Here is a 24567-nt window from a genome sequence, read left to right on the forward strand (position 1 = left end):
TATTTACTCATTTTTTGGCAAAAAGAAAGACAGATAGTAGTGTTCTATCTGTCCAGCATCCAGTTTTTTAGCTATTCTGCATTTCTATAAGAAGCAAATCAAGTTTTTTTACCAAATTTTCTGAAGCAAGGATCATCCTACCAACATCGCCAGACCTCTTTTCAATATCTCCGGTAAAAACAGTTTTTACCTTTTCATTTTTAGTAATCCAATAGGAGGCTTTATATTGACTAAAAAGCTCCCAAAAAGATCTAATCATTGTTTGCTCTTCTAAACTGAAATGTTTTTCAAGCAATACTTCACTTATACCAACGTCATGGGGAGCAAGTTCAATTGCTTTTGCATGGACGTTTCCTATTTGTTTATGAACAGCATTACGGACTGTAAACATCTTTAATAGGACAGTCAATGTTAGTTCTTCTTTAAGCTGTTGCTCAAGTTTTTTTCCACTAGAAGGGGATACCTCTGTTGGATTATTTTTTTGAATGTTTAAGCTCTTGAAAAGTTTTATTGAGAGTAAAAACTGAAAAAAAGTAATGATAAATATCAGAAATAAAGCAATAGTAATGGCAGTTTCAAATAAATTCATTTTTCCCTCCAAATTATTTTATTTCATTGAACATAATAACAAAAAGAGTTCAAAATTTCTAAATTGGTCATTATTGGAAGAATACATTTTGTAAAGAGATCAAGAATATGAAAGTACCCAGAACCAAGTTCATACTTTATGGAGGTTAAAGAATATGACAGTCGCAGCCCAAGTTAAACAAACACTAGCAGGGTTAAAGAGTGCTCAAGCTAGCTTTGAAACCTTTGCTTTGCAGACAGATAACCAGCAAGCAAAACAAATCTATCAAAATTGTGCCCAACAAACACAAATGATTGTGGATACACTAACACCACGATTACAGGAAATTGAGCAAGAAGAGCCACAATATAAGAACTAATTAACTAAGTGTGATGTTTGGCTTCAACCAAGAAAAGTCATCATCACTCTTTCTCTTTACATAAAAGCAGTCATAATTGAAAAAAATACATACTCAGTGAATAAACAAAAAAGATGGGAATGAGTTTTGTGAATAAGGTTGCAGTTTTTTTACTAATTATTCTATTCTTTATTTCTGGTTGTAATGTTGCAGGACAAGGTGATGTTAAGCCCCTTTATATAGGGGGGCAAAGTAAGATCTTTGACCAAACAAAAGCAGATGAGGCAAAACAAATCGTTCTTTCAATGGATGAAGTGGTAGCAGTAAGAGGAGCAACTCTCGAAGGTGATATTTTCGTAGCACTGAAAGTTAAACAATTTGACCGTCTTTTCTTAGATAGGATTCGCAAAGAAGCCGCAGATAAGATTAAAAAGCGTTTTCCAGATGCAAAAGCACATGTTTCAACAGATAAAAAAGTATTTCTTGAATTAGAAAAACTAGAGAAGGAATTGTACGAGAATAAAATCAAAAAGTCGGAAATTGAAAAAAGATGGTCAAGAATTGAGGACTTTATGAAAGGTTAATCTAGAGAAGAGGTGGGAGCATGTCAGATCAAAAAAAGAAAAATTTAACCCCGGTTCAACAAGAATATCAAAGCTTAGCAAAAAAGCGTGAAATTAAACGACCTGTTATGAAGAATTGTATTAAAGCTTTCCTTGTTGGTGGATTTATATGTTTTATAGGTCAGTTTATTCAAACATTTTATGTACACTTTTTTGAGTTTAATGAAAGAACTGCAGGTAACCCGACTGTTGCCACAATGATTTTTATTGCAGTGTTATTAACAGGGTTTGGTGTTTATGATCGAATTGGCCAGTTCGCTGGAGCTGGTAGTGCTGTACCTGTTACGGGTTTTGCAAACTCGGTGGCTTCAGCAGCAATTGAGCATCGCTCAGAGGGGTATGTATTAGGGGTTGGTGGAAATATGTTTAAATTAGCTGGGTCTGTCATCGTTTTTGGAACATTTGCAGCCTTTGTTGTTGCCATTATTAAAACAATTCTTATTCAGTGGGGTGGACTATAAGATGTTAGTAGGTCATCGTACATGGGCATTTGAAAACAAACCGAAAATAGTAGCGACCGGAACCATTGGTGGTCCCTTTGAAGGGAATGGAAAAATCCCTAATGACTTTGACACGATTCATGGTGATCTATGGCTTGGACAAGACTCTTATGAAAAAGCACAAAAAGTGATGTTTGAGGAGGCTTGTTCGAAAGCAGTAGAAAAAGCCGGTCTTACAAAAGAACAGATTGATTTTATTTTAGCTGGCGATTTAATCAATCAAATTACTCCTTCAAGTTTTGCGTGCAGTAGCCTTGGTTCTCCTTTTATTGGATTGTTTGGAGCATGCTCAACATCGATGGAAGGATTAGCTTTAGCTTCACTTATTGTCAATAGTGGACATGGTAAGTATGTTTTAGCAGGAACTGCGAGTCATAATACCGCAACTGAAAAACAATTTCGTTATCCAACAGAATATGGCGGACAAAAACCGCCAACTGCCCAATGGACTGTTACTGCAGCAGGAGCTGCGATTGTGAGTAAAGAGGGAGACGGACCTATCATTACTTCGGCAACATTAGGTAAAGTTGTTGATATGGGACTGTCTGACCCGTTTAACATGGGAGCAGCAATGGCACCAGCAGCTGTTGATACAATTAGTGCTCATTTGAAAGACCGCAACATAGAGCCGTCTTATTATGATTATATTTTTACGGGCGATTTAGGAACAATTGGCAGAAATATCGCACTTGATTTGTTTAAAAAGCATAGTATCCCAGTTAAAGAAGAACGTTTTCAGGATTGTGGCTTGTTAATTTATAAAGAAGATCAACCGGTATTTGCTGGTGGGAGTGGCTCAGGTTGTTCCGCCAGTGTTACATACGGCCATTTATTAAATCGAATGAGAAAAGGCGAAATAAAACGAATGCTAATTGTAGCAACTGGTGCACTACTCTCACCACTTTCTTTCCAACAGAAATTAACGATCCCGTGTATTGCTCATGCTGTTTCAATTGAAGCAGGAGGTGCTTTAGAATGATCTTTTTTTGGGCTTTCGTTGTCGGAGGTATTATTTGTGTTATTGGACAAGTGTTAATGGATGTACTAAGGCTTACGCCTGCTCATACGATGAGTACTCTTGTTGTTAGTGGTGCCATTCTTGATGGACTAGGATTATATGAACGACTTATCGATTTTGCGGGAGCGGGTGCAACTATTCCGATTACATCATTTGGTAACGCTCTTGTTCATGGTGCTATGGCTGAGGCAGAACGGCATGGGCTTGTAGGAGTTATTACTGGGATATTTGAAGTGACAAGTGCAGGTATATCAGCAGCAATTATATTCGGATTTATGGCTGCTTTGGTATTCAAGCCAAAAGGATAGGAGAGACACGTATGACAGTAGGTTCACAGGTTAAACAATGCTTAGCTAGTTTAAAAAGTATTGAAGCAAATCTAAATAGTCTATCAATCAAATCTCTAGATGAAGAAGCTCAGCTTGCCTTTCATGAGTCTTGCTTGAAAACAAGAAAAGTTGTTCAGCAACTAGAAGCTAGGGTAGGGGAGTTAGAGTTTGAAGAACCACAGTATAAAGGATTATAAAGCCTCTATGTAAGGAAAGGAGGGTTCTTGTGACAATACCAGGTTGGGTTGAAATCATTCTTCGATCAGTTGTTGCTTTTTTGGTCTTACTTATGGCCCCAAAGTTCTTTAAAAGAAGTGCCATTGCACAATTCTCCTACTTTGAGGCATCGGCAATGTTGATCATTGCGATTATATTAGCAATGGGGTCCTTTCATATCGGAATTCCTGTTGGCTATACAATTACAGCGTTAATTACTTGGTTGGCGATAGTTGGGATAATAAATTATATTTCGTTGAAAAGTGTTTCTTTTCGAAATTTTGTTCATGGAAAGGGCTTACCTGTTATAAAAGATGGGAAAGTATTAGAGGATAATTTAAAGAAACAGAGGTACACAACGGATGATTTGTTAAAGCAATTGCGGGCGAAAAATGTTTTTAAGGTTGCTGATGTGGAGTTCGCAGTACTTGAGTCTAGTGGCGATATTAATGTTTTACTTAAGAAAGAAAATCAGCCATTAACGGCAAAAGATATGCTTATTCCTGTAGCACCTATGAAAGAGCCACAAACAGTTATTATGGATGGGAAGGTAATGGACGAAGCGTTAGCTACAATTGGATTGAACCGTGGTTGGTTAGAAAGTGAATTAGAAAAGCAAGCAATTGCTATTGAGAATGTATTTATTGGGCAAGTTGATAGCTATGGGGAACTTACTCTAGACTTGTTTGACGACAAAATAAAGGTTCCAGAGCAAAAAGAAAAGCCTCTACTTCTTGCATCCATTAAGAAAACACAGGCGGATTTAGAAATTTTTTCATTACAAACAGAAAATCAGCAAGCGAAAACCATGTTTGAACACTGTGCGGCTGAAATGGATGATGTCATAAAAAAGGTTTCCAAATATCTACACTAAACCCTCTGGGATAGAACGGCTGATAAGTTGTTTTATCCCTTTTTCTTATGAAACAGTGATTTGTAATTTTCGTATTTATTCTAAACTCTAATCATAAGGCTTGTTTTTGTGCATACACTTGTACAAAACATGAAAAGGGACGGGGTATAGAAAATGGTGAAAAAAAGTTTTGTTAAGATGAATGTAATTGTAATAGTATTTTTATTACTATTTTCAATATCAACAACAACGGTTGGTGCATATAATTTTTCCGTTTCTGGCCAAGCTGCCATTTTAATGGAACAAGAAAGTGGAAGAGTTCTTTATGAGAAAGATGCGCATAGGCAATTACGTATCGCAAGTATTACGAAAATCATGACGGCCATTTTAGCGATTGAATCTGGGAAAATGGACGAAATCGTTACAGTTAGTAGTAATGCGTTTGGAACAGAAGGTTCGTCGCTCTATTTAAGGTTAGGAGAGAAAATTAAGCTTGAAGACTTAGTGTATGGACTAATGCTTCGCTCAGGAAATGACTCAGCGGTAGCAATTGCTGAACATGTGGGAGGAAGTCTCGATGGATTTATCTACCTAATGAATGAAAAAGCTAGCGAAATAGGGATGCGTAATACGGTTTTCAATAACCCTCACGGTTTGGATGATCATGAAGAGCATTATTCAACCGCCTATGATATGGCTCTCTTATCACGATATGCCATGAAGAATGAAGAATATCGAGTGATTTCTGGAACGAAGAGTTACCGAGCACCTCAAGAGGGTGAAAATTGGGATCGTATTTGGCAAAATAAAAATCGATTACTAACTCAGCTATATAAATATTCAACAGGTGGAAAAACAGGGTATACCAAAAGAGCTAAACGAACATTAGTTTCAACTGCGACAAGGGATAATAAAAATTTAATTGCAGTTACTTTGAATGCACCTAGTGATTGGCAAGACCATATGAATATGTTTAATTGGGGCTTTGAAACATTTGAAGTTCTCCCTGTAGTTGAAGAGGGGATTGTTAAAAATATTAAAGATGACTTCTATAAAAATAAAGTAAGTGCTAATTACTCGTTTGAATATCCAGTCACATCAGAGGAAAAACAATTAGTGAATAAAAAGATTACTCTTTATAATCCAGTAGATGAATGGAAGGAGCGAGGGGTACCTAATCCAGTAGGAAAAATAACAATTGAGTTAAAAGGAACAAATATTGGTGAAGTACCGTTATCTTTTATTGGAAAGCTAGAGGAAGAGAAAAAGAGTTTCTGGACTAGATTTGTAGAAATCATTTTTCTCACCCTAGGAGTGAATAAAGATGGTTAATATTATATGGATGCTAATGTTACTTATCGGGATTATTTTTGCTGCGATAAATGGCACGATGGAAGCTGTGAATGAGGCTATTTTCAAAGGTGCCCAGGATGCCGTAACAATTTGTATTGGATTAATTAGTATTCTAGTATTTTGGTTAGGATTAATGAGAATTGCCCAAGCTTCAGGGTTACTAGAAGGATTGGCGAAAATTATGAAGCCAATTGCAACAAGGCTTTTCCCTGAGGTTCCAAGTAATCATCCGGCTATGGGTTATATATTGTCCAATATGACTGCTAACCTATTTGGTTTAGGTAATGCTGCTACTCCAATGGGAATAAAAGCAATGGAACAGCTAAAGAAACTTAATGGAGATAAAGACACGGCAAGTCGTTCAATGATTACGTTACTTGCTATAAATACCGCAAGTATTACATTAATCCCTACAACTGTAATATCAATTCGGATGAATTATGGATCAGCAAATCCCACAGAGATTGTTGGTACAACTTTAATCGCTACAGCATGTTCGACATTAGCGGCTATTATGATCGATCGCTTCTTTTACTATCGCCGTGTTAGAAAAGGTAGGGAATTATAATGTCTTGGATTAGTACAATTTCAATATGGCTCATTCCTTTACTCATTGTTTTTGTGTTGCTTTATGGAACAATGAAGCGTGTTCCTACTTATGAAACGTTTGTAGACGGAGCAAAAGAAGGGTTTGGGATGGCCATATCAATTATCCCTTACTTAGTAGGAATGTTAGTAGCTATTTCAGTGTTTCGTGCATCAGGTGCGATGGATGCTTTTATAAATATCTTAAAACCCGCATTACAAGCAATTGGTATGCCGACGGAAATTGTTCCACTAGCTTTTATTCGTCCGATTTCAGGAACAGGTGCTTTAGGGATGACGTCGGATTTAATAGCCACCTACGGTCCGGATTCTTTTATCGGGCGACTGGCTTCTACGATGCAAGGAAGTACAGATACTACCTTCTATGTTCTGACAGTATATTTTGGGGCAGTGGGGATTAGAAAAATGGGAGATGCCTTAAAGGTTGGCTTACTTGCTGATTTAGTTGGAATTATCGCATCAATTGTTGTGGTGACACTTGTTTTTGGTAGTATGTAAAGTTATGATAATAAAAGTAAGAAAGGCTCACATAAAAGTGTGTCTTTCTTTTTTTTGGACAAAATATATAAGTAATTATCTTACATTTGTCTTGAGTTTCAAAAAATATAAGGTAATTTCCTTGAAATCATCGACTAGAAAAAATTAATATATGTATGAGGTGGAAGAAATGGAACGTTTACAAAAGGTTATTGCACAAGCAGGAGTAGCATCAAGAAGAAAAGCAGAAGAGTTAATTGCTCAAGGGCGAGTTACAGTTAATGGAGAAGTTGTAACAGAATTAGGTACAAAAGTAACTCCTAGAAAGGATAAAGTGGAAGTTGATGGTGTTCCTCTAGATCGAGAAGAGCCGGTTTATTATATGTTATATAAACCTTCAGGTGTTATTTCTAGTGTTAGTGATGATAAGGGTAGAAAGGTAGTTACCGACTTTTTCAGTAATGAACATCGACTATTTCCAGTAGGAAGGTTAGATTACGATACATCGGGGCTAATATTGTTAACGAATGATGGTGATTTTGCTAATATGCTGATGCATCCGAAATACAAAGTTCAAAAGATGTATGTGGCAAAAGTTCAAGGTGTTCCTAGTAAAGAGAAGCTAAGACAACTTGAAAAAGGTATTATGTTAGAAGATGGAAAAACAGCACCAGCAAGAGTAAAGTTTGTTTCCGGTAATCCGAAAACAGGGACTTCGATTATTGAAATTACAATTCACGAAGGAAGAAATCGTCAAGTGCGAAGAATGTTTGAAGCTATCGGACACCCTGTTCTAAAACTTAAACGTGAAATGTATGGGTTCCTAACATTAAAAGGTTTAAATACAGGTGAGGCTAGAGAATTAAGACCACATGAAGTGAAACAATTAAGGGAAATAGCAGAAAAAAAGAAATTCAATTAAATTGTTTCTAACGTTAAAATAGTGTTAAGATAGAGATTGTTAAGGGGGAGGGTACAACTATGAAAAATCGTCGTTTTTTTACTCGCCTTGTTGTTCTACTAGGGATAACTGTTGCATTAGGTTATACCTTTTATACAAGCTTTTTTAATCAAAAAGATATTGTTAGTGTAGGGGACATGGCGCCTAACTTTGTTTTAACTGATTTAGACGGTAACGAGATTGAATTAGCGGATTTAAAGGGGAAAGGTGTCTTCTTAAACTTTTGGGCAACGGTTTGTCCACCATGTCGTGATGAGATGCCGTACATGGAGAATAATTACCAACAGTATAGGGACCAAGGAATTGAAATTATTGCGGTAAACTTTGATGAAGCCCCATTGGCTATAGAGAGATTTGTAAGTCGTTACGGACTAACATTCCCAATTCTTTTGGATCGAGGATTACAAGTTAGTCAGGTTTACGGTGTAAGAGAATTACCGGCAACTTTTTTGATAGATGAAAATGGAGTTGTCATTGAACGTAGAATTGGTGGGATGACAGAACAAATAGTAGAAAACTATGTTCAGAAAATCTTGCCTACTTCCCAATGAGGTGTAATGAATGGAAAAGGTGAAATGTGAGTGTGGACACGTAAATCCATATGGCACAGTCATATGTGAATCATGTGGAAAACCTTTTTTTGATGAAGAAAAAGGTTTACTTAACATGCGTTATGAAGGTGTCGCACGTAGGTCACAAACTTATAATAAAACAATAATCGATAAAATTTGGAACTTTTTTTCAAGTGTCAAGGTTGGAATATGGATTATTATTGTTACATTAGTTGCTTCAAGTGTAGGAACTATTTTTCCGCAGCAATTTTATATTCCGCCAGGGGCAAACCCAAGTATTTTTTATCAAGAAGAGTACGGAATTTTAGGACAACTTTATTATTCATTTGGTTTTCATGACTTATATAATTCTTGGTGGTACATGTTATTAATTGCATCACTAGGTGTTTCATTAATTATTTGTAGTCTTGATCGTGTTGTTCCACTACACAGAGCATTAAAAACACAGCGAGTAACTCGTCATGAGAGCTTCCTTCAAAGACAGCGTGTGCATGGTGTTTCAAAGGTGGATAACTTAGATGCTACAATTGAAGAGTCAAAACAACTATTGCAAAAGAAGAAATATAACATTTCTGAGGAAAATGGGAATATTGTTGCCGAGAAAGGCCGTTTTTCAAGATGGGGCCCTTACGTCAATCACATTGGACTAATTATCTTTTTAATAGGCTGTATGTTACGGTTTTTCCCAGGAATGTATGTTGATGATAATATTTGGGTTAGAGAAGGGGAAACTGTTGTTGTCCGAGGAACCGATGGAGAATTCTTTCTAAGAAATGACAGATTTATGGTAGAGTTTTACGATGATACAGATGAGCGTTTCAGAGAGGCTTTAATGCGTGTAGGAAGCCCTGTCGTAAAAACCTATCAAACCTCAGCAACCTTATTTCAAAGAGTTGACGACGGAGTTGTTGGCAAAGAACCAGAGTTAGTCGAAATTGCTAGACATGACATAAAAGTGAATGATCCATTTAAATTTCATGGATATGCTCTTTATCAATATGCATTCAAGCAAAACGAGATAAGTCAGATGAGTTTCGAACTTGAGGAAAATGCCACAGGTAATCGTTTCGGTAGAATTGATGTGTCGACATACGATCCTAATTCAATTTATGATTTAGGTAATGGCTATCTAATAGAAATCATTGAATATTTTCCAGACTTTTATTTCGATGATAATCGTACGCCTTCATCACAATCCCGTATTCCAAATAACCCAGCCTTTATTTTTAAAATGATCTCTCCTGATAAACCAGAAGGAGAAATCTCTTTCGTAGGGATACAAACGAACCAAGATATTGGTGGAGAGAATACACACAGAATGAGATTTGTAGATATTGAAATGAATCATGTTACAAACTTAGTAGTCCGTAAAGACTATACACTTGGACTTTTATTTGTTGGTGGATTTATTTTTATGGTTGGACTTATCCAGGGAATGTATTGGACACATAGACGTATTTGGATACAAAAGGTTAATGATGAACTTTGGATTTCAGCTCATACAAACAAGAATTGGTTTGGTCTGAAAAAAGACATTGAAATAGTCGTTAATTCAACACAACTGACTATGCCAATCGATAAAGTGGAAGAAGAAGAGAAAAAAATGTAGAATAGTAATGTAAAGTGTAGAATGGCGGTAATGATGCTTCCAAGTATGAGGTACCTTCATTCTACATTCGTGTTTTCATTTAAGGAGGTAATGTAAGTGGCTCAATTAAGTAGTAATCTCTTATTAACAGCCTTTTTTCTTTATTTAGCGGCTACTATCTTTTTTGCTGTATCGCTAACAGGAAAAAAGTTTAAGAATAAAGCAGGAGAAGAAAAAAATAAGGCTGGTTTGTTAGGATATATTACGGCAGTTTTGGCGTTATTATTTGCTCTTGGTTATTTTTTCACACGTTGGTATGTAGCAGGACATGCTCCAGTAAGTAATCTGTTTGAGTATACAACTTTCTTAGGGATTATGATGTCGTTGGCATTTGTTATTATCTATCCAATTTATAAGGCCGATGTACTGGGCTTTTTCTCAATGCCAGTCGTTATGCTAATTATTGCATATGCATCGATGTTCCCTAGAGAAGTTTCACCACTTATCCCAGCGTTACAAAGTATTTGGTTAAAAATTCATGTTATTACAACGGCTTTAGGACAGGGAATTCTAGCCATTGGGTTTGCCGGTGGTCTCATTTATTTATTAAGAGTGATAGATTTTAAAAAGAATGATAAGCAAGTAAAAGCAATTGAATTTGTGATGTATTCAATTATAAGCTTAGTTGGTTTTATTCTAATTACTTCTACATTTAATGCCTTGAATTATGAAGCTCAATTTACTTACGTAAACGAGAAGGGTATTGAATCAGAGATGGTTTATCACCTACCTCCAATTGTAGGTCCAAATGAATATGTACTTTTAACAGAAGACAAGATGTCTCCTTTCTTTAGTGTTCATCCTAATATCAAAAGTGGTGACTTAAACACAGTTATTTGGTCTTTATTCACTGGCTTGATTTTGTATTATTTAATAAGACTTGTAACGAGAAGAAAAGTAGGAGAATTGTTTCAGCCATTACTACGTGGAGTTAGTCCACAAGCCGCTGATGAAATAAGCTACCGTGCGATTGCAATTGGGTTCCCAATTTTCACGTTAGGTGGATTGATTTTTGCGATGATTTGGGCACAGATTGCCTGGACTCGTTTTTGGGCTTGGGATCCAAAAGAAGTATGGGCTTTAATAACTTTCTTATTTTATGCAGCATACCTACACCTTAGATTATCTCGAGGTTGGCATGGAGAAAAGTCAGCTTGGTTATGTGTTATCGGTTTTGCGATTATTATGTTTAACTTAATCTTCGTTAACTTAGTTATTGCAGGTCTTCATTCATATGCATAGGACAAAAGCTTCAGGATAAAACCTGAAGCTTTTTTAAATTGTTGAAAATTTTATATTCCCATGATTTTTCATTATTGTGACCAAAAACCAAACACTGCTGTTAATTGACAAATTTATATAGTCAAAAATAGATGTTATGTTAAAATATATTATTATGTAACATACTTATAGTAAGTATAGGTTATATTGTACTTTAATGTTTGAGGGGGAGTTTTTTTATGTCAAAAGAAGCAAAAGTTCTAGTCGTCGATGACGAAGAACGTATCCGCCGTCTTTTAAAGATGTATCTTGAAAGAGAGAATTATGAGGTAGATGACGCAGAAAATGGAGAAATTGCACTCCATATGGCTGTTGAAAATAATTATGATTTAATCTTATTAGACATTATGATGCCTGGCATGGATGGAATTGAAGTTTGCCAAGAAATTCGCAAATCAAAGGCAACACCGATTATTATGCTAACAGCAAAAGGTGAAGAAGCAAATCGTGTTCAAGGTTTTGAAGCAGGTACTGACGATTACATCGTTAAACCATTCAGTCCAAGAGAAGTTGTCCTTCGTGTCAAAGCGTTACTTCGTAGATCTTCATCAACAAAGTTTTTACAAACAGAAACATCTTCAAAAGATGTATTAGTGTTTCCGCATTTAACAATTGATAACGATGCTCATAGAGTTTCCGTTGATGGAGCGGAAATTAGTTTAACGCCAAAAGAGTATGAGTTGCTTTTCTATTTAGCTCAGTCACCTGATAAAGTGTTTGCTCGTGAACAGTTGTTGAAAGATGTTTGGAACTATGAATTTTTTGGAGACTTACGGACAGTTGATACTCACATAAAACGTCTCCGTGAAAAGTTAAATCGCATTTCGCCAGATGCTGCAGCGATGATTTCAACTGTATGGGGTGTTGGGTATAAATTTGAGGCAGTGAAAGAGTAATGTTCTGGCGAAGTGTCGTTGGAAAGCTTTGGTTTACGTTTTTATTGTTAGTATCGGTAGTTTTAACGGTACTAACAATTATGCTTTTGCAGTATTTTGAGAAGTTTCATACCGATCAGGCAGAAGAACAACTTACAAATCACGCGGTAATGATTGCTTCCATTTTAGAAGAATACGAAACTGAGGAAGCGGCTCTTTCAACAACACAGCGAATCATTGATAACTATGCAATGAAGCTATTGTTAGTGTTAGATGGTGATGAGTTTTGGTATTATCCAAACGAGAATGATAAAATTCCAGTTGAACTTTTTGAGACAAATCCAGAGTTACTAAAGGTAGTTACTGATGGTGAGGTAATTATTACAAGAGGTGACTTTCCTTTTTATTCAGATGGGGAAGAAATTCATAACGAAGTATTAGTTGTCGGTATGCCTATTCAATTGGTACAAAATCGAACGGGAGTACTTTATCTCTATCAATATTTAGAAGTTGTTGAAGAAGCATTAACCCAAACAAAAAATATTATATTTTTAGCTGCAGGAATTGCGATTGTGTTAACAACTATTTTTGCCTTTTTCTTATCCACCAGAATTACGGCCCCACTTCGTAAAATGCGACAAGCTTCTTTAGAAGTCGCAAAAGGTAATTTTGATACAAAAGTACCTATTTTAACAAGAGACGAAATTGGTTCTCTAGCAATGGCATTTAACCGTATGGGTAGGGTCTTAAACACGAACCTAACTGCTTTAAATCAAGAAAAAGAACAGCTATCGAGAATTCTGAGTAGTATGGCAGATGGTGTTATTACCTTAGATCGAAAGGGATGTATTGTAGTTACAAACCCACCAGCTGAGCAATTTATTCAGGCTTGGTATTTTGAACAGAGTTTAAAGAGTGGGGATGTAACAGATGATCTACCTGCTGCGATAAAGAAATTGTTTCAGCAAGTTGTTGCACTAGAAAAAGAACAAATGGTAGAAGTAGACGTACAAGGTCGTACATGGGTTGTACTAATGACGCCACTTTATGACGAAAATTTCGTTCGTGGGGCAGTAGCAGTACTCCGAGACATGACTGAGGAGAGGCTACATGATAAACTTCGAAAAGATTTTATTGCAAATGTTTCACATGAATTAAGAACTCCAATTGCCATGTTGCAAGGCTATAGCGAGGCAATAATCGATGACATTGCTGGTTCTGAAGAGGAAAAGAAAGAGATTGCTCAAATCATTTATGATGAGTCTCTAAGAATGGGGCGCCTTGTAAACGAACTTCTTGACTTAGCAAGAATGGAAGCTGGTCATATTCAATTAAATATAGAACCTGTAAATATTCGAGAGTTCTCTAGAAGAATTTTACGCAAATTTCAAGGGTTGGCTAAAGACCATAACATTGTGTTAAAGGCCGAGATTGCCGATGTGGAAGAGGTAATCATGGTTGATCCAGATCGACTTGAGCAAGTATTTACTAATTTAATCGATAATGCGATGAGACATACTAGTGATCAAGGCTCAGTAACACTAGCTGTTTCGCCACTTAGAGAAGGAATTAAAGTAGATATTCGTGATACTGGTTCTGGTATTCCTGAAGAGGACTTACCATTTGTGTTCGAACGTTTCTATAAAGCGGATAAAGCTAGAACGAGAGGAAGGTCTGGAACAGGACTTGGACTAGCTATTGTAAGAAATATTGTCGAGGCCCATGGTGGTCATGTCTCAGTACACAGTAAGTTAGGAGAAGGTACGACATTTTCCTTCTTTATCCCTTCGAAAAATGAGGAATTATAGATTTTTAGAAAGAATTAGATTGTTTCTTATGAAACATTAACAAATAAAATTGCTAACTTAAAATAAAAAATTCCCTTAGGGGAATTTTTTATTTTTTGGCATCCTTATATATCTCACGCATAACATGTGCTAATTCTGGTACAATTAATTTCGTCATGGCTAGCTTTACAGCACCGCTTGATCCTGGCATCGAGAAGACAGCTGTTGCGCCACGAACTCCAGCAATAGCTCGGCTTAAAATAGCAGCTGGGCCAATATCTTCTGCGTAACTTAAGTATCTGAATATCTCTCCAAACCCTGGCATTTCTTTATCTAACATATCTCTTACAGCTTCATATGTAGTATCTCTAAATGTAATACCTGTTCCCCCATTAAGTAGAACTGCTTCTACCTCGGGACGTTCTGATGCTTCTCTAATAAGTGATTGAATTTGAGTGTATTCATCTTTCACAATATGATAGTCGATGACATTGTAGTTGCCGTTTGCCTCTAATAATTCCCTTATAAGTTGACCACTCTTATCTGTTTCTTCAGTTCGAGTATCTGAAACAGTAATAATCATACAACTAACCGTTTTGGGCGCTTCTTTCCGATGTTCTTCTACTCCCATCGATAAAACCTCCTATAAAATAAACTAAATACATGTAGAATTATACCATAATTTGAAAAAAGAAAACAAAATGGTCTTCTCAAACTAGGATAATTATGTATAATGGGAATAGTAAATCAATAATGTATTCTTTAAGGTCACTTTATTAAAGTAAAGTGTTAAAAGGGAAGTTGGTGTAACTCCAACACGGTCCCGCCACTGTAAACGCTAGAATGTTTTGTAAGTCCACTGTCATACTTTGATGGGAAGGAAAAACATTTGTTAATGCGTAAGTCAGGAGACCTGCCTTTAAGAAATAATGTGAAACCTTCGAGGAAAAGGGGAAGCAGTTATGTACATAGTTATTAGTGACTTTGCATATATCTGACTACCAAAAAGTTCCCATTGAAGGGAACTTTTTCTTTTTTTTACTTATTTTTTTCACCAAAAAGATTGGATTAGTCATGTAAAAGCAACAATGTAGTTTTTCTGACTGAGTTTTATCCTTGTTATTGAATTACATCCAAACACAAGAAAAGGGGTATGGAAAAATGAAGAAATGGATGCTTTTACTAGTATCACTATTTTTAGCAGCTACCGTAGTATTAGGCTGCACGAGTCCAGAAGAAGGAAAGCAGGAGGAAGCGCCTGCGGTAGTTGACGCAGAAAAAACGGAAGTAGCAGATCAAGAGGAAGTTGTAACTACTGAACAATTTCCATTAACCATAACTGATGCAGTTGGTAATGAAGTAACTCTTGAGTCACAACCAACTAGAATTGTTTCACTTATGCCTAGTGTTACTGAAACTTTATTTGCTGTTGGTGCAGGAGAAAACGTAGTTGGTCGAAGCGATTGGTGTAATTACCCTGCTGAAGCTTTAGATGTAGCTTCTGTTGGGCAAATGGAGTTTGACTTAGAAACATTGTTATCTTTAGAGCCTGATTTAGTTTTAGCTCATGAGGGTGGGTTGTATGCTGCAGGGGACAAGTTAGATCAAGTTCGTGCTGCTGGTATTCCTGTAGTAGTTGTAGGTAACTCAGACTTATTTGAAGAAGTATACGGAGCGATTGATATTGTTGCAGTTGCAACTGGCTTCTCTGAAAATGGTCATCGAATTATTAGCGATTTAAAGGCAAGCTTTGCTGAAATTAGTCAAAGAGCAGCCGAAGTCAAAGGTGAAGAAAAACGTAAAGTATGGCTCGAAATTGATCCTACTCTTTGGACAACAGGTAGTAATACATTTATGCATGAGATTTTAGAAACAATCAATGCAACAAATGTCGCTAGCGGAGTTGAAGGTTGGGCTCAATTCTCTGAAGAAGATGTAATCGTATTAAATCCGGATATTATTGTTACTACGTACGGTTATTATGTTGAAAATCCGAAGCAACAAATTCTTGAACGTGCTGGTTGGGACTCGGTATCAGCTGTACAAAATGAACAAATTTTTGATGTTAATGCTGACACATTATCAAGACCAGGTCCTCGTTTAGCTGAAGGAGTAGGACAACTTGCAAAACTTATTTACCCAGAAGTTTTCAACGACTAGAACCTTAGTTCCTTACATTATTTCATTTGTATTATTAATTATTGCGTTATTTATAGGAATTTCAATAGGGAGTGTCTCAATTCCTATTTGGAAAATACTAATGGTTATTATGGGAAAGCTATTTTATAGTCCATTCCTAGAATTAGTTGAACCAATGTTAGTTAATATTATTTGGAATATACGTCTCCCGCGAGTGCTGTTAGCTATGTTAGTTGGCGCTTCCTTAGCTCTTGCGGGAGCAGCTTTTCAAGGTTTTTTAAAAAATCCATTAGCTGATCCTTATACATTAGGGGTATCATCAGGTGCTGCATTAGGTGCAGTATTTGTTCTCTTCTTCGGTATTTCGTTACCTTTTGTTGGAAAAATGACGTTGCCGATTGTCAGTATTCTTGTTGGTTTTCTTACATTGCTTTTGGTCATTTCCTTTGCAAAAGTCATTCACCGACAAATGTCTGTAGAGACTATTATCTTAACGGGTATAATCTTTAGTTCATTTTTGGGATCTTTGATATCATTAATGATAGCTTTAACAGGAGAAGAACTAAGACAGATTATTGGTTGGCTCATGGGCAGTGTTTCAATGCGAGGATGGGAGTATGTAAAATTACAGGTCCCATTTTTTATAATAGGTACGTTATTCCTATTATTTAATGGGCGAGAATTAAACGCACTAAGCTTCGGTGAAGAAACAGCAAAGCATCTTGGTGTAAACATACAGGCAAGGAAATTGCTCATTCTAGTAGGAGCTTCATTGTTAACTGGTTCAGCAGTGGCAGTGTCAGGAACAATTGGATTTGTAGGTTTAGTTATCCCGCATTTGGTAAGATTACTCTGGGGAGCAGACCATAAGCATTTATTACCATTAGCTTGCATTAATGGAGGAGCTTTTTTAATACTTGCAGATTTGGTAGCGAGAACAATTATTGCGCCAACAGAAATTCCAATAGGTGTCATTACAGCATTAATAGGTGGTCCCGTTTTTGGGATTATTTTATTTAAGGCAAGGAAAGTTTAAGTAGTTGGAGGTCAACATGTTATTACAAGTGAATGGTTTATCTGGCGGGTACAATGGGTTAAATATCATAAAAGACATCTCTTTCTCGTTACAAAAAGGTGAAGTATTAGGAATTCTTGGTCCTAATGGTAGTGGTAAGACAACTTTATTAAAATTATTAAGTGGTTTATTACCTGTAAATAATGGGGATATTTTCTTAAATGACCGACTGCTCGAATCATATTCTTCGAAAGAACTTGCTAGAGAAGTTGCTGTTCTACCTCAAAATACTGAAACGTCCTTTACGTATTGTGTAGAGGACATTGTTTCATTAGGGAGATATCCATACCAACGAGGAATGTTCAATACGAATAGTAATGAAGACAAACGAATAGTCTTAGAGGCTATGAAACAAACACAAGTATATGACTTTCGGGATAAATACCTCCACACACTAAGTGGCGGAGAGCAGCAACGTGTATTGTTAGCTAGAGCGTTAGCTCAAGAACCAAAACTTCTTCTTCTAGATGAGCCTACAAATCATTTGGACATCTCTTTTCAAGTTAGTCTATTGGATTCTTTAAAAACTTGGGCAAAACATCGTTCTCTCTCTGTAATTGCCATACTCCATGATTTAAATATGGCTAGTTTGTATTGTGATCGTATTCTTTTAATGGAAAATGGGAAACAGGTCGATCTAAACAAGCCTAGTATTGTTCTTGAAGAAAGCCAACTTGAAAAGGTTTATCAAACATCATTAAAAAGAAAAGAACATCCTGTTGTCCCAAAGCCTTTAATAACCCTACTCCCTAAACATGAAGAAACAGAAAAAGATAACTTGCTACAAAAATTAGTTGTTACTCAAAATAACGAATATATCGCTATTCAAAGTCCTTTCCAGTTTAAAACACTATCGTCTGCAGTAGTGGGTGCAGGATTTAGTTGGGAAAGAACGTTCATCAATCGTCATGTAGATAAACATTATAATTGTGATGATCCAAAAACGGAATACAAACAGTTTTTAACTGCAAAGAACTTTGATGTATCGGAAACTGTCGGCATGATGACAGCTGCAGTCCTGGAGGATGCAGAGTTTATTATAAAGGAATTTGAAGAATTTACTGTCTTTGTCATGGTCACAGCAGGTTTATCTAATGCTGTCGATGTTTCTAAAGCTTATCTTCATGATGGGAAAAAGGCGACAGTAGGAACAATAAATACCTGGATATTTATTGATGGAAACCTATCTGAAGCTGCTTTTGTTCAAGCGCTGGTAACTGCTACTGAGGCCAAAGCTAAGGCATTGCATGACGAAGAAATACTAGATCCAGTTATGGGTACAATCGCCACAGGTACCTCGACTGATAGTATTATGATTGCTGCAACTCAAAAAGGGAAAGAGTTTCCATATGCAGGATCGATTACCGCTCTTGGGAAAGCTATTGGTCTCTTAGTTCACGAAGCAACACAAAAGGCAATCGAACGTAATAAAAGGAGATTGTTCACACCATGACTATTGAAACACATCTAATAGCCTTAACCTTGGCCTTTATGATTGATTTACTTATTGGCGATCCTAAACGCCTACCGCATCCTGTGGTAGGTATGGGAAAACTAATATCCCTATTCGAAAAAACTCTAAATAAAGGAAATCACCGAAAAGGGAAGGGAATATTTTTCTTAATTTCTTACTTATTTATAATTGCTGTAGTTGTATTTGCTATTTTATCTATCTGTTATTACATTCATTGGGGTCTTGGACTAGCTGTTGAAGCTTTCATCATATCCACGACTATTGCTACGAAAGGTCTTAAGGATGCAGCTCTTCAGGTCTATGTTCCTCTAAAAAACAACAATTTTGAATTGGCCAGAAAGAACTTATCGATGATTGTAGGGAGAGATACGGAACACCTACCAGAAGGAGAGATTGTCCGAGGAACAGTTGAGACTGTTGCTGAAAATACGAGTGACGGGATCACTGCCCCACTTTTCTACGCGTTGATTGGAGGTGGTGTGTTAGCAGTGATTTATCGTGCTGTGAATACATGCGACTCAATGGTAGGTTATAAGAATGCTCGCTACCTTGAATATGGTTGGGCATCTGCACGTTTTGATGATCTGTTAAATTGGCTTCCAAGTCGTCTTTCTGCTGTCACTATGTTACTAGCAAATCCAAGTGTAAATAAGAAACAAGAATGCTTTAAAGTATTGTTTCGTGATGCTAGAAAACATCCGAGTCCGAATAGTGGTTGGTTAGAAGCAGCTATGGCAACTCTCTTAAGAATTGAATTAGGTGGCCGTAATACCTATCAAGGAGTTGAATCAATACGTGCTTTTATGGGTGATCCAATCACTCCACTAAAACGGGATCACATTCTGAGAAGTAACACAATTATGTTAAGAACTTGTATTGGATTTCTATTTATCTTATGGGTGTTAGGGGGTATTATTTATGCAATTACCTAATCATGGCGCTAACCCAGAACATTTAGTTCGATCTTTACACCTTTCTCAATCTGAGAATACGATCGACTTTAGTGTGAATACGAATCCATTTCCGCTTCAAAACCATATTATTGCTAACTGGAATCAGTATATTGAGTCGATTAGTAAGTATCCTGATCCAAGTTCAGAGCAATTCATCGAATTCCTTTCAACAAAGGAAAATGTGCAGAGGAATCAGTTGTTACTAGGAAATGGAGCTGCCCAGTTAATTTATTTACTAGCGATGTACTTTCAGAAAAAAAAGGTAGCAATCCTAGAGCCAACTTTTTCTGAATATCGAGAGGCTTGTGTTGCTTTTGGTTGTGATATTGAAGGTATTATCATGGGTCATCCTTGGGAGTTAAATAAGGAGAAACTAGTAAAGCGCTGTCAGCAAAAGGATGTCTTATTTATCTGTAATCCAAATAACCCTACAGGAGTTTCTTATCCTCCAGAGGACCTGATACACGTTATTCAAAAATTATCTTCATACAATGTAACAGTGATTATCGATGAAGCGTTTTTCGACTTTCAAGAACATGGGACAACGTTGATACAACTAGTTAACCAGTATGACAATCTCATTATTTTGAGATCACTGACAAAAATGTATGGACTAGCTGGGCTTCGTTTAGGTTTTATGGCTGCCAATGAGACAGTGATTGCAAGTGTTTCAAAACTCCAACATCCTTGGAGTATCAATGGGCTTGCTCAACAAATAGGGCTGGAATGCTTGCAAGATGATGTCCATGTAAGAAACACACAGGAATTTATGAAGAACGAGCGATTACGTTTGTTCCCGTTACTAGAAGAACTAGGCTATGAAGTATCAAATTCTCAAGTTAATTACTATCTTTTAAAAGAAAAAGATAAAAAGGAAGATTGTCTAGCCCTTATAAAATTTTTAATAGTAAATGGTATTATTCCACGTCATACATATAACTTTGTTTCATTACAAGGACAATATATTAGGTTAGCAATCAAGACGACCGAAGAGAATAACTACTTATTAAATGTTTTACGAAGGTGGAGGGAGACTTGCTGATTTTTATTACTGGCGGTGTTAGAAGTGGTAAGAGTTCATTTGCAGAAACATTGGCGCAGTCATTCCTAACGCCTGTGAAAAATAAATTAATTTATATTGCCACAAGTGAACTCTATGATTCAGAAATGAGCTTGCGTATTCAAAAACATCAAGAGGATCGATTGATGAGTGGCTTCACCTGGGAAACTTGGGAGCAACCACGGCAAATTGAAAATCTGGTGAAAGAATTGAGTGACAACCAGATTATTTTACTAGATTGCCTAACTACCTTGCTTGCTAACGAGCTATTTTATGAAGAGGGTAAATGGAGTGACCGCCTTTATCAAGAAGAGCAAGTGAAAAAAATACTTATCTTTCTAGACAAGATCAAAAACAAGAACATAACCTTACTTCTCGTTTCAAATGAGCTTTTGAATGGTGGATTAAACTATGATCAAGCGACATTAACCTACATGAAACTAATTGGTTATCTTCATCAAAAGATCGTAGAAAAAGCAAGTATCGTTTATTTGATAGAGGCGGGAATTCCTCTTTTGATGAAAGGGTGTGAGAACATTGAAGGGTATCATGCTTCAAGGAACTAGTTCAGATGTTGGAAAAAGTGTTTTATGTACTGCCCTATGTAGAATTTTTAGCAATCGTGGTTTACGGGTTACGCCATTTAAATCGCAAAATATGTCCAATAATTCATATGTCACAAATGATGGCGGTGAGATAGGTAGAGCCCAAGGTATTCAGGCTGAAGCAGCAAATATTGAGGCGAGTGTTTACATGAATCCTATATTACTTAAACCAAGAAGTGATAGTTTTTCTGAAGTAATAATTTTTGGAAAATCGCTTCATTCGTTTTCAGGAGCAGAATATCGTCAACATTTTTACGAAACTGGACTTAAGGCTATAGAGAAAGCAACAAAGAAGCTTTCGGAGCAATTCGAATATGTTGTTGTAGAAGGTGCAGGAAGTCCTGTAGAAATTAACCTAAATGATCGTGAAATTGTGAATATGAAAGTAGCTGAAACATTAGATCTTCCAGTAATTCTAGTAGCAGATATTGATCGTGGTGGTGTATTTGCAACGATAGTCGGAACCCTTCAACTATTGTCTGAAAAAGAGCGTAAAAGAGTTGTAGGTGTTATTATCAATAAATTTAGGGGAGACATATCCCTGTTTCATAGTGGTGTAAATTGGCTAGAGGCCTATACAGGAAAGCGTATTTTTGGTGTAGTACCGTTTTTAGACGAAATAGGTATTGAAGCAGAAGATAGTTTAGCTATTGGGCAAATAAGAGGAAAGAATACATCCGGTATTGATTTGGCTGTTATTAATTTACCATATGTATCAAACTTTACTGATCTTGAACCTTTTCGCTATGAGAAAGATGTATCGATCAGGTTTATTGATCATCCCGAAGAGCTTGAATGCCCTGATGCAATCATTCTTCCTGGTACAAAGAGTACAATAAATGATTTAGAGTTTTTAAAGAGAAAGGGTCTAGACGAGGCTATAGTATCTTTTGTTAAAAACGGCGGAAGAATTGTTGGAATTTGCGGCGGTTATCAAATGCTGGGGAAAGAGATTTGTGATGAAGCAGGAACAGATACAGGTGTTAAGCACCACCAGGTAGAAGGGTTAAATGTTCTACCCATAACTACTGTATTTAATAAAGATAAACAAGTAAAAAAAAGCAAGGGAACAATCTGGAATCTAGCTGATAGAAATATTGTTGTTGAAGGTTATGAAATACATCTAGGTGAAACGAAACTTCATGATGTTGACGGGAGGTTTCACCCATTTATAAAATGTGATACTAATCAACTAGACGGTGTCTGCGATTTAACGGGTAAAATAATTGGTACATATTTTCACCAGTTGTTTCACAACGATGAATGGCGAAGTTTTTGGTTAAATCAAATTAGAGCTGAGAAAAAGTTACCGGAGAAAGCCTCTGTAGAAACTCATAATTATCAAGAGAAGAAGCAATCAGCTTACAATCGGCTAGCAGCTACTGTGGAAGAACATGTAGATGTGGCTTCAATTATTGACATTATCGAGCACTGGGGAGAAGCTAAATGAAGTGGAAAGTACTGATAAAAGGACTTGCACTTGCATTTCAATTACTATCAACAGTTCCTATTAGAAAGCAGATTCCGTATGAGCAAGCGCAAATCCGCGTGTCAGTGAGTTGCTATCCAATTGTCGGTTTTTGTTTAGGAATGATTTTATTTAGCTTTTTGTACATGGTAACTCATTGGACACATGTTTCTACTATAGTATTAGCCCTATTACTAGTTACAATAGGGATTGTATTCACGGGTGGTCTACACTTGGATGGATGGATGGATTGTAGTGACGCATTTTTCTCTTATCGAAGTCAGGAGGAAAAACTAGAAATAATGAAGGACCCTCGAATTGGTGCTTTTGCAGCGATTTCGTTGTTCTTATTATTGGCTTGGAAGCTAGTGATCATATATGAAGTTATTACTTTGCTGAGTACTTACGAGTACTTCGTAATTGTTTTTATCCCTTTTTTATCGAGAATGATCTTAGGGTTAAAACTTTATTTTGGAAACTTAGCTAGAGCTGAAGGAATGGCTTTTGCGATGAGGAAACTTATTAAAAGAAAAGATAGTTTAAGTTATCTAGTTCTGACGATAAGTATCTTTCTTATACTATGCTTCTTTCTGCCATACACAGTTTTTTTCTTTTGTTGGTTAGTTGCTAGTAGTGTTGTTTTTTATTTTGTTGCAATGCTGTTAGATCGTATTGCTTTTGGTGGAATTACAGGTGATACACTGGGAGCTAGTGTGGAGGGATCTGAGCTTTGGTTATGGATGACATTGTATCTATTACTCTCTTTCGTCATGGGATAACGAAGGAGAATCTTGAAAAGCGATATATAGGTTGGACCGATGTGAGTATTGATATGAACAGTCTAAATGAGGTTAGAATTCCTACACTAGAAAGGTCTTTTCAGAAAGTTTTTTCTAGTGACCTGAAAAGATGTGTCGAAACAGCCTGCTTATTAGTTCCTGGATCTACGATAATCAAGGATTCTCGTTTAAGAGAACTCCATTTTGGTGAATGGGAACGAAAAACGTACAATGATTTAAAAGATCAAAAAGAATATCAACAATGGCTACGTGCCCCTTTTTTACTAACAACTCCTAAAGGAGAAGCGTATACACAATTAGAAACCCGTGTATTGGAATTTTGGAAAGAGTTAATCACAGTGTTTGAGAACGAAGAAACTAAAAATGTCTTGCTCATTACGCACGGTGGTCCTATCCGGTTTTTATTAACGTACTTTTCACCAAAAGAAAGCAAAAAAGATTGGTGGGAATGGAGCATCGAACATTTTTGTGGCTACACCTTATCGTGGAACCGTAAAAACCTATTAAAAGGAGGGAGTTCATGCACTTCGTCGTTGGTGGAGCCTTTCATGGTAAAAAGAACTGGGTTATAGAACATTTCTGTTTAAATCATAAAGACTATACTTGGATAAATGGTTATAGTAAGGAATTATCTCTTGATTCCTTTGAATTAACAGAGGTTAAGACGAATAATGTTGTAATAGAGGGTGTTGAGCAATTGATAATTACTAATCAACAAGTACTCATAAGTAGTATCAGTTCGTTTCAAACATGGGTCGAAAAGATAAAAAAGTGGGAAGATGCGTTTTTAAACCGACAAGTTATAATAATCGGGACGGACATGGGAAAAGGGATAGTACCCATCGACAAGCAGCAACGTATGAACCGTGACGAGGTAGGTAGATGTTTTCAAGTATTATCAAGTCAAGCAAGAGAAGTATCGTTAATTTGGTATGGTTTACAGCAAGTATTAAAAGCATAGGAGGAGA

General features: G+C 36.5%; 28 protein-coding genes and 1 riboswitch. Of the genes, 26 read left to right on the forward strand and 2 right to left on the reverse strand.

The window, feature by feature from the left end:
• Window positions 1–67 precede the first annotated feature (67 nt).
• Window positions 68–589, reverse strand: a complete 522-nt coding sequence (locus tag DS745_RS00280; protein WP_129076206.1) for a hypothetical protein — start codon at window positions 587–589, stop codon at window positions 68–70.
• 154 nt (window positions 590–743) lie between these two features.
• Here DS745_RS00280 and DS745_RS00285 point away from each other — a divergent pair, with 154 nt between their 5' ends.
• From DS745_RS00285 to DS745_RS00360, 16 genes are all read left to right on the forward strand, one after another.
• The gene (locus DS745_RS00285) at window positions 744–947 is read left to right on the forward strand and encodes a DUF1657 domain-containing protein (RefSeq protein ID WP_129076207.1); all 204 of its coding nucleotides are present in this window, start codon (window positions 744–746) and stop codon (window positions 945–947) included.
• 128 nt (window positions 948–1075) lie between these two features.
• Window positions 1076–1510 (forward strand): YhcN/YlaJ family sporulation lipoprotein, encoded by a 435-nt coding sequence (locus DS745_RS00290; RefSeq protein WP_161568127.1) that lies wholly within the window; start codon window positions 1076–1078, stop codon window positions 1508–1510.
• 20 nt (window positions 1511–1530) lie between these two features.
• Window positions 1531–2010 (forward strand): stage V sporulation protein AC, encoded by a 480-nt coding sequence (gene spoVAC, locus DS745_RS00295; protein ID WP_129076209.1) that lies wholly within the window; start codon window positions 1531–1533, stop codon window positions 2008–2010.
• Window position 2011: 1 nt separating this feature from the next.
• Window positions 2012–3028, forward strand: a complete 1017-nt coding sequence (gene spoVAD, locus DS745_RS00300; RefSeq protein ID WP_129076210.1) for a stage V sporulation protein AD — start codon at window positions 2012–2014, stop codon at window positions 3026–3028.
• Complete coding sequence (gene spoVAE / locus DS745_RS00305; protein WP_129076211.1) at window positions 3025–3375, forward strand: stage V sporulation protein AE; 351 nt, start codon at window positions 3025–3027, stop codon at window positions 3373–3375. The genes spoVAD and spoVAE overlap by 4 nt, the downstream gene beginning before the upstream one ends.
• A gap of 11 nt (window positions 3376–3386) precedes the next feature.
• Window positions 3387–3593, forward strand: coding sequence for a DUF1657 domain-containing protein (locus DS745_RS00310; RefSeq protein WP_129076212.1), 207 nt, complete (start codon window positions 3387–3389; stop codon window positions 3591–3593).
• A gap of 35 nt (window positions 3594–3628) precedes the next feature.
• Window positions 3629–4486, forward strand: a complete 858-nt coding sequence (locus DS745_RS00315) for a DUF421 domain-containing protein (protein WP_196121184.1) — start codon at window positions 3629–3631, stop codon at window positions 4484–4486.
• 153 nt (window positions 4487–4639) lie between these two features.
• Entirely contained in the window at window positions 4640–5797 is a 1158-nt protein-coding gene (locus DS745_RS00320) for a D-alanyl-D-alanine carboxypeptidase family protein (protein WP_129076213.1), read from the forward strand.
• Window positions 5790–6386: a nucleoside recognition domain-containing protein gene (locus DS745_RS00325; protein ID WP_129076214.1), complete on the forward strand. Its 597-nt coding sequence runs from the start codon at window positions 5790–5792 to the stop codon at window positions 6384–6386. The genes DS745_RS00320 and DS745_RS00325 overlap by 8 nt, the downstream gene beginning before the upstream one ends.
• Entirely contained in the window at window positions 6386–6922 is a 537-nt protein-coding gene (locus DS745_RS00330) for a spore maturation protein (protein WP_129076215.1), read from the forward strand. Before DS745_RS00325 ends, DS745_RS00330 begins: the two co-directional genes overlap by 1 nt.
• A 169-nt stretch (window positions 6923–7091) precedes the next feature.
• Window positions 7092–7823, forward strand: coding sequence for a pseudouridine synthase (locus DS745_RS00335; RefSeq protein WP_129076216.1), 732 nt, complete (start codon window positions 7092–7094; stop codon window positions 7821–7823).
• A gap of 59 nt (window positions 7824–7882) precedes the next feature.
• On the forward strand, window positions 7883–8413 hold the full coding sequence (resA, locus tag DS745_RS00340; protein ID WP_129076217.1) for a thiol-disulfide oxidoreductase ResA: 531 nt from the start codon (window positions 7883–7885) through the stop codon (window positions 8411–8413).
• Between the two features lie 10 nt (window positions 8414–8423).
• Window positions 8424–10043, forward strand: a complete 1620-nt coding sequence (resB, locus tag DS745_RS00345) for a cytochrome c biogenesis protein ResB (protein ID WP_129076218.1) — start codon at window positions 8424–8426, stop codon at window positions 10041–10043.
• Window positions 10044–10139: 96 nt separating this feature from the next.
• Window positions 10140–11324 carry a c-type cytochrome biogenesis protein CcsB gene (ccsB, locus tag DS745_RS00350; RefSeq protein ID WP_129076219.1) on the forward strand — a complete coding sequence of 395 codons (1185 nt, stop codon included), beginning with the start codon at window positions 10140–10142 and terminating at the stop codon, window positions 11322–11324.
• A 218-nt stretch (window positions 11325–11542) separates the two neighbouring features.
• A complete protein-coding gene (locus tag DS745_RS00355; protein WP_129076220.1) occupies window positions 11543–12259 on the forward strand; it encodes a response regulator transcription factor in 717 nt (238 codons plus the stop codon).
• The gene (locus DS745_RS00360; protein WP_129076221.1) at window positions 12259–14046 is read left to right on the forward strand and encodes an ATP-binding protein; all 1788 of its coding nucleotides are present in this window, start codon (window positions 12259–12261) and stop codon (window positions 14044–14046) included. The genes DS745_RS00355 and DS745_RS00360 overlap by 1 nt, the downstream gene beginning before the upstream one ends.
• An 88-nt stretch (window positions 14047–14134) precedes the next feature.
• On the opposite strand, the gene DS745_RS00365 is transcribed toward DS745_RS00360, so the two are convergent.
• On the reverse strand, window positions 14135–14656 hold the full coding sequence (locus DS745_RS00365; protein ID WP_129076222.1) for a MogA/MoaB family molybdenum cofactor biosynthesis protein: 522 nt from the start codon (window positions 14654–14656) through the stop codon (window positions 14135–14137).
• A gap of 117 nt (window positions 14657–14773) precedes the next feature.
• A riboswitch (cobalamin riboswitch) is annotated at window positions 14774–14960 on the forward strand.
• A 226-nt stretch (window positions 14961–15186) separates the two neighbouring features.
• Between DS745_RS00365 and DS745_RS00370 the strand changes: the two genes are divergently transcribed.
• Genes DS745_RS00370 through DS745_RS00415 form a run of 10 tightly spaced genes read left to right on the forward strand, consistent with a single transcriptional unit; the run spans window position 15187 to window position 24560 of the window.
• A complete protein-coding gene (locus tag DS745_RS00370; protein ID WP_129076223.1) occupies window positions 15187–16185 on the forward strand; it encodes an ABC transporter substrate-binding protein in 999 nt (332 codons plus the stop codon).
• Window positions 16148–17200 carry a FecCD family ABC transporter permease gene (locus DS745_RS00375; RefSeq protein WP_129076224.1) on the forward strand — a complete coding sequence of 351 codons (1053 nt, stop codon included), beginning with the start codon at window positions 16148–16150 and terminating at the stop codon, window positions 17198–17200. Before DS745_RS00370 ends, DS745_RS00375 begins: the two co-directional genes overlap by 38 nt.
• 16 nt (window positions 17201–17216) lie before the next feature.
• Window positions 17217–18692, forward strand: a complete 1476-nt coding sequence (locus DS745_RS00380) for an adenosylcobinamide amidohydrolase (protein ID WP_129076225.1) — start codon at window positions 17217–17219, stop codon at window positions 18690–18692.
• Window positions 18689–19645, forward strand: a complete 957-nt coding sequence (gene cbiB / locus DS745_RS00385) for an adenosylcobinamide-phosphate synthase CbiB (protein WP_129076226.1) — start codon at window positions 18689–18691, stop codon at window positions 19643–19645. The genes DS745_RS00380 and cbiB overlap by 4 nt, the downstream gene beginning before the upstream one ends.
• Window positions 19632–20708 carry a threonine-phosphate decarboxylase CobD gene (gene cobD / locus DS745_RS00390; protein ID WP_129076227.1) on the forward strand — a complete coding sequence of 359 codons (1077 nt, stop codon included), beginning with the start codon at window positions 19632–19634 and terminating at the stop codon, window positions 20706–20708. Before cbiB ends, cobD begins: the two co-directional genes overlap by 14 nt.
• Entirely contained in the window at window positions 20702–21292 is a 591-nt protein-coding gene (locus tag DS745_RS00395; RefSeq protein WP_161568128.1) for a bifunctional adenosylcobinamide kinase/adenosylcobinamide-phosphate guanylyltransferase, read from the forward strand. Before cobD ends, DS745_RS00395 begins: the two co-directional genes overlap by 7 nt.
• Complete coding sequence (locus tag DS745_RS00400; protein WP_129076229.1) at window positions 21264–22781, forward strand: cobyric acid synthase; 1518 nt, start codon at window positions 21264–21266, stop codon at window positions 22779–22781. Before DS745_RS00395 ends, DS745_RS00400 begins: the two co-directional genes overlap by 29 nt.
• Window positions 22778–23578 (forward strand): adenosylcobinamide-GDP ribazoletransferase, encoded by an 801-nt coding sequence (locus DS745_RS00405; protein WP_129076230.1) that lies wholly within the window; start codon window positions 22778–22780, stop codon window positions 23576–23578. Before DS745_RS00400 ends, DS745_RS00405 begins: the two co-directional genes overlap by 4 nt.
• Window positions 23536–24171, forward strand: a complete 636-nt coding sequence (locus DS745_RS00410; RefSeq protein WP_241657708.1) for a histidine phosphatase family protein — start codon at window positions 23536–23538, stop codon at window positions 24169–24171. The genes DS745_RS00405 and DS745_RS00410 overlap by 43 nt, the downstream gene beginning before the upstream one ends.
• Window positions 24120–24560 (forward strand): bifunctional adenosylcobinamide kinase/adenosylcobinamide-phosphate guanylyltransferase, encoded by a 441-nt coding sequence (locus DS745_RS00415; RefSeq protein ID WP_129076232.1) that lies wholly within the window; start codon window positions 24120–24122, stop codon window positions 24558–24560. Before DS745_RS00410 ends, DS745_RS00415 begins: the two co-directional genes overlap by 52 nt.
• Window positions 24561–24567 lie beyond the last annotated feature (7 nt).

Source organism: Anaerobacillus alkaliphilus (assembly GCF_004116265.1).
Lineage (GTDB): Bacteria > Bacillota > Bacilli > Bacillales > Anaerobacillaceae > Anaerobacillus > Anaerobacillus alkaliphilus.

Excerpts from the sequence above, each read along its gene's own strand:
- DS745_RS00325 (WP_129076214.1), top strand. The coding sequence starts at position 5,790 with ATGGTTAATATTATATGGATGCTAATGTTACTTATCGGGATTATTTTT.
- DS745_RS00280 (WP_129076206.1), bottom strand. The coding sequence starts at position 589 with ATGAATTTATTTGAAACTGCCATTACTATTGCTTTATTTCTGATATTT.
- spoVAC (WP_129076209.1), top strand. The coding sequence starts at position 1,531 with ATGTCAGATCAAAAAAAGAAAAATTTAACCCCGGTTCAACAAGAATAT.
- cobD (WP_129076227.1), top strand. The coding sequence starts at position 19,632 with ATGCAATTACCTAATCATGGCGCTAACCCAGAACATTTAGTTCGATCT.
- cbiB (WP_129076226.1), top strand. The coding sequence starts at position 18,689 with ATGACTATTGAAACACATCTAATAGCCTTAACCTTGGCCTTTATGATT.
- DS745_RS00410 (WP_241657708.1), top strand. The coding sequence starts at position 23,536 with ATGGATGACATTGTATCTATTACTCTCTTTCGTCATGGGATAACGAAG.
- resB (WP_129076218.1), top strand. The coding sequence starts at position 8,424 with ATGGAAAAGGTGAAATGTGAGTGTGGACACGTAAATCCATATGGCACA.
- DS745_RS00380 (WP_129076225.1), top strand. The coding sequence starts at position 17,217 with ATGTTATTACAAGTGAATGGTTTATCTGGCGGGTACAATGGGTTAAAT.
- DS745_RS00320 (WP_129076213.1), top strand. The coding sequence starts at position 4,640 with ATGGTGAAAAAAAGTTTTGTTAAGATGAATGTAATTGTAATAGTATTT.
- DS745_RS00355 (WP_129076220.1), top strand. The coding sequence starts at position 11,543 with ATGTCAAAAGAAGCAAAAGTTCTAGTCGTCGATGACGAAGAACGTATC.
- resA (WP_129076217.1), top strand. The coding sequence starts at position 7,883 with ATGAAAAATCGTCGTTTTTTTACTCGCCTTGTTGTTCTACTAGGGATA.
- DS745_RS00360 (WP_129076221.1), top strand. The coding sequence starts at position 12,259 with ATGTTCTGGCGAAGTGTCGTTGGAAAGCTTTGGTTTACGTTTTTATTG.
- spoVAE (WP_129076211.1), top strand. The coding sequence starts at position 3,025 with ATGATCTTTTTTTGGGCTTTCGTTGTCGGAGGTATTATTTGTGTTATT.
- DS745_RS00405 (WP_129076230.1), top strand. The coding sequence starts at position 22,778 with ATGAAGTGGAAAGTACTGATAAAAGGACTTGCACTTGCATTTCAATTA.
- DS745_RS00285 (WP_129076207.1), top strand. The coding sequence starts at position 744 with ATGACAGTCGCAGCCCAAGTTAAACAAACACTAGCAGGGTTAAAGAGT.
- DS745_RS00365 (WP_129076222.1), bottom strand. The coding sequence starts at position 14,656 with ATGGGAGTAGAAGAACATCGGAAAGAAGCGCCCAAAACGGTTAGTTGT.
- DS745_RS00335 (WP_129076216.1), top strand. The coding sequence starts at position 7,092 with ATGGAACGTTTACAAAAGGTTATTGCACAAGCAGGAGTAGCATCAAGA.
- DS745_RS00330 (WP_129076215.1), top strand. The coding sequence starts at position 6,386 with ATGTCTTGGATTAGTACAATTTCAATATGGCTCATTCCTTTACTCATT.
- DS745_RS00310 (WP_129076212.1), top strand. The coding sequence starts at position 3,387 with ATGACAGTAGGTTCACAGGTTAAACAATGCTTAGCTAGTTTAAAAAGT.
- spoVAD (WP_129076210.1), top strand. The coding sequence starts at position 2,012 with ATGTTAGTAGGTCATCGTACATGGGCATTTGAAAACAAACCGAAAATA.
- DS745_RS00370 (WP_129076223.1), top strand. The coding sequence starts at position 15,187 with ATGAAGAAATGGATGCTTTTACTAGTATCACTATTTTTAGCAGCTACC.
- DS745_RS00415 (WP_129076232.1), top strand. The coding sequence starts at position 24,120 with ATGCACTTCGTCGTTGGTGGAGCCTTTCATGGTAAAAAGAACTGGGTT.